The following is a 2,407-nucleotide window of genomic DNA, read 5'->3' on the forward strand; positions in this document are numbered from 1 at the left end:
CATTATCCTTATATTTCTCGCATAAACGCTAACTTCCTCATAAGGATGCCGAGGGCGTTTATGCTTGTGACTAGGCAGGTTTCGCCGCGACAAGCTCTCTGACTAAACTTTGGGAAGGGTGAAAGCTATTGAACGAGCGTAAAGCTTCTCAATTGGAAACTGATGAGCTATGGGAACAGTGGAAAGAACACAGTGACCCTGAAGCCAAAAAGAAGCTGATAGAGAGTTATCTCCATATTGTTGATTACGTATCCAGCCGGTTGGCTGTGGGGTTGCCCAAAAATGTATCTAAAGATGATCTAGCCAGTAATGGAGTAATGGGATTAATTGATGCGATTGAAAAATTCGACTACAAACGGGGATTGCAGTTTCAGACCTATGCTTCCTGGCGCGTACGTGGTGCGATTTTAGATTCCTTACGCCAAAGTGATTGGGTCCCTAGATCTGTGCGGGAAAAAGCTAAAAAAATCGAGGATGCTTATCAGCAGTTGGAACAGAAGTATTTGAGATCCGTTAGTGATGAGGAAATGAGTCTATACCTGAATATTAGTGTAACAGAATTTCAAAATATGTTGCAGGATGTGGCTGTAATGTCACTATGTTCACTGGAAGACCCGATTCGTGAAGAGGAATCAGAGACCCGAATGTCCATACTGGTGGACGATAAAGCTAAGAATCCGGATAGCAAGGTAAATGAATTCTACTTACGCGAAGCCCTCACCAAAGGTATTGAGAAATTAACGGTGAAAGAACGGACCGTTGTGTCCCTTTTATATTATGAAGATTTATCATTGAGCGAAATCGCAGAGGTCATGTCACTATCGCCTTCACGGATTTCGCAGCTTCATTCCAAGGCTATTTTACGGCTGAGGGGAACGCTTGAGAAGAATCGCGATCTACTTATGCAGAACGATTAACCGTTAGCGGTGACAAGGGGGAGCAAAATTGATCGGTCAAAATGCTTTGGATCAGTACTTAAGTATTACTTTTTCGGATGACAAAGGGATCGCGTATTTGCAGTTCTCCAAAAAGGATGAGAATTTTTCCTGCTCACCTACAGAATTGGAAAGCTTCCTGCACAGTCACAATATTCGCTACGGGGTCCAGCGTGATATTGTTGAACGTATCTGTAGTCATCCGGAGGAGTTTTTTTGGAGTAAAGTCGCTATTGCTACAGGTGAACCTGCAGTAAATGGAGTCGACGGACATATTATGCTTACTGTTGATCTGGAAGAGGATCGCAAACCGCTTGAAAAAGCGGATGGTAAGGTGGATTATAAGGATTTAGTTCGGCTTCGTAACGTCCTCAAAGGAAAGCTGATAGCTAGAATTATTCCTGCTCAGCCTGGTAAGCATGGTAAGACTGTAACTGGTGATGAGCTTGCTTTCAGAGCCGGAAAGGAAGCTCATTTTAAAGTAGGTAAGAACGTACTCGTTGATAACAATGAAACTTCGATGTATGCCGCAATTGACGGTCTTGTTACTTTAACCGATAGCGGTAAAATCAATGTATTTCCTGTGTATGAAGTGAATGGTGATGTGGACTACAGTACTGGGAACATTGATTTTGTAGGGACCGTCGTTATTCGAGGAAACGTACTTTCAGGATTTTCTGTAAAGTCCGCCGGAGATATTCGTGTAGTTGGTGGAGTTGAAGGAGCGGAATTAATCTCTGGGGGATCCATCGAAATTACGGGTGGAATTATTGGTTATAACAAAGGACATGTAACTGCTGGGAAAAATGTTAAGGTCTCTTTCATTCAAGATGGTAATGTAACAGCTGGTGAAGATGTCATTGTATCCCAGAGCATTATGCACTCCAATATACGTGCGGGCAGAGACGTTCTTTGTAACGGAGCTAAGGGTCTGATTGTTGGCGGAACAGTACAGTCTGGGGAAAGAGTCGTAGCACGTACAATAGGCAATACCATGTCCACAGCGACTTCTATTGAGGTCGGTGTAGTACCTGAGCTAAGAAATGAGATTAACGAGCTGCGGCAATCACTGCGTCAACTACTGGAAAATGAGGACAAAACCTCTAAAGCGTTGTATCTATTAAATCAATTGGCAACTAATGGTCAACTCCCTGCAGATAAAGTGGCACTTCGCGTAAAATTGAATGCTACTAAACAGTCTCATCAACGTGAGGAAAAAAGAATTAAAGAACGTGTGCTAGAGATTGAAAGAATGCTAGAAGATACAGGCAGAGCTAGAGTTGAAGTGATTAAAACGATCTATGGCGGATCCAAAATTATGATCGGTAGATATACTCGATTTGTAAAGGACCCCACAGAACGAGTTGTGTTTATTTATAGTGAAGGTGATATATCCTTAACGCCATACAATTAATCGGGCGGGCAGCAATAGCGGCCGGCCATTCTTGAAATATAAGAAAGTATAAGTTTCA

2 protein-coding genes are annotated in these 2,407 nt (G+C 42.6%); both read left to right on the top strand.

Features of this window, described 5'->3' with window-relative positions; translation table 11 throughout:
• The first annotated feature begins 128 nt into the window (after nt 1-128).
• Entirely contained in the window at nt 129-917 is a 789-nt protein-coding gene (locus CA598_RS31415) for a FliA/WhiG family RNA polymerase sigma factor (RefSeq protein ID WP_042189430.1), read from the top strand.
• A 28-nt stretch (nt 918-945) separates the two neighbouring features.
• Nucleotides 946-2,349 carry a flagellar assembly protein A gene (locus tag CA598_RS31420; RefSeq protein ID WP_094874818.1) on the top strand — a complete coding sequence of 468 codons (1,404 nt, stop codon included), beginning with the start codon at nt 946-948 and terminating at the stop codon, nt 2,347-2,349.
• Nucleotides 2,350-2,407: the final 58 nt, after the last annotated feature.

Origin of the sequence: Paenibacillus sp. VTT E-133291, from assembly GCF_002264395.1 — a bacterium.
GTDB lineage: Bacteria > Bacillota > Bacilli > Paenibacillales > Paenibacillaceae > Paenibacillus_AQ > Paenibacillus_AQ nitricinens.